This is a genomic window from Curtobacterium sp. B18, assembly GCF_000333375.1.
GTDB lineage: Bacteria > Actinomycetota > Actinomycetes > Actinomycetales > Microbacteriaceae > Curtobacterium.
This window is the reverse complement of sequence record NZ_BACZ01000685.1, coordinates 1-1,351: the sequence shown is the minus strand read 5'-3', so window position 1 is coordinate 1,351 and position 1,351 is coordinate 1. Positions and strand designations below refer to the sequence as shown.

General features: G+C 72.2%; 2 protein-coding genes. One reads left to right on the top strand and one right to left on the bottom strand.

The window, feature by feature from the left end:
* Positions 1-88: 88 nt before the first annotated feature.
* Entirely contained in the window at positions 89-553 is a 465-nt protein-coding gene (locus I5E_RS18400; RefSeq protein WP_022908285.1) for a DUF2231 domain-containing protein, read from the bottom strand.
* A 159-nt stretch (positions 554-712) separates the two neighbouring features.
* Between I5E_RS18400 and I5E_RS18395 the strand changes: the two genes are divergently transcribed.
* On the top strand, positions 713-1,309 hold the full coding sequence (locus tag I5E_RS18395; RefSeq protein WP_022908284.1) for a VIT1/CCC1 transporter family protein: 597 nt from the start codon (positions 713-715) through the stop codon (positions 1,307-1,309).
* Positions 1,310-1,351: the final 42 nt, after the last annotated feature.

Genomic DNA, 1,351 nt, shown 5'->3' with positions numbered 1-1,351 from the left:
GCCGACTGCTCCGCCGGCGCGGACGACGTGGAACCGACCGGTGATCGCCGACCCGTCCGTGTCGTGACCTCGGGTCCCGAGGCCGGGGTCAGCCCTTCCAGACCGACTCGGCGCCGGCGTGCCCGATGATCACGACCTCGACGATCGAGACGACGGCGACCGCGACGAGCAGCACCGGGCCGATCACGGCGACGGCGCGCACGACACCGCGGTTGTCCACGCGGGCTGCGCCGAGGCGGTGCCAGCCCCACCAGAGCACGAGGAGCGCGAAGACGGCGATCGACCACGGCAGCATGCCGTCGGCGAGCTCGGTGTGCCGTTCGAGCAGCGCCGTCTCCTTCTCGTGGTGCTCCAGCCACTCGCCCGAGGACGTCGCGAGCGGGACGGACACGAGCGCGACGAGGCCGATGATCGGTGCACCGACCGCGAGCCACCGCCTGGCCGCGGGCCAGACCGCCACCGCGATCGCCGTGAGGGCCGCGACCGGGACCGCGACCGAGGTGAGGTGGACGAAGAGGGGGTGGAGCGGGATCCCGCCGAACTGCCAGTCCATGACGGCCTTTCACGTCGTGCGCCGTCCTCGAGACGGCGCGGTGGGATCAGACAACAGGACGTCTCGGCCCCGCGTCACGGTCGTCGTCCGCGTGGCGCATCCCGGGATCACTCGAAACCTCACACGAACGATGCCACCCGGACCTGGTTCGCTGGGCGCATGACCACTCCTGGACCGCACGCCGGTGAGGCGCACACCGGCGACCTCGCGGCACGACTGAACTGGCTCCGCGCCGGGGTGCTCGGCGCGAACGACGGCATCGTCTCCACGGCGTCGATCGTCGTCGGGGTCGCGGGCGCGTCGACCTCGGTCCCGGCGATCGCGACCGCCGGGATCGCCGCGCTCGTGGGCGGCGCGGTCTCGATGGCGCTCGGCGAGTACGTCTCGGTGAGCAGTCAGAAGGACAGCCAACGGGCACTCATCGAGCAGGAACGGCGGGAGCTGCACGAAGACCCGGTCGCCGAGCTCGAGGAACTCACGCAGCTGTGGGAGGCCCGTGGACTCCGGCGCGAGACCGCCGAGGCCGTCGCCGCCGAGCTGACGGACCGGGACGCCCTGCGGGCGCACCTGACCCGTCGCGAACGGCTCGGTCAGGTCCCAGAGCGGGTCGGTGTCCGGCACCAGCGCGAACGGCCACTCGCGGTAGTACGGCACCCACGCACCCTGCGGGTGCTCAGGAGCGACGAAGCGCGTGAACACCGTGCGGCCGCTAAAAAGGGGCAGGAGCCGTTCGATCCCGGCGGCGGCGTCCCTTAGGGGAGGGTCGCCCAGGGGCTGGACTCTAGAGATCCCCGGGAC

Excerpts from the sequence above, each read along its gene's own strand:
- I5E_RS18400 (WP_022908285.1), bottom strand. The coding sequence starts at position 553 with ATGGACTGGCAGTTCGGCGGGATCCCGCTCCACCCCCTCTTCGTCCAC.
- I5E_RS18395 (WP_022908284.1), top strand. The coding sequence starts at position 713 with ATGACCACTCCTGGACCGCACGCCGGTGAGGCGCACACCGGCGACCTC.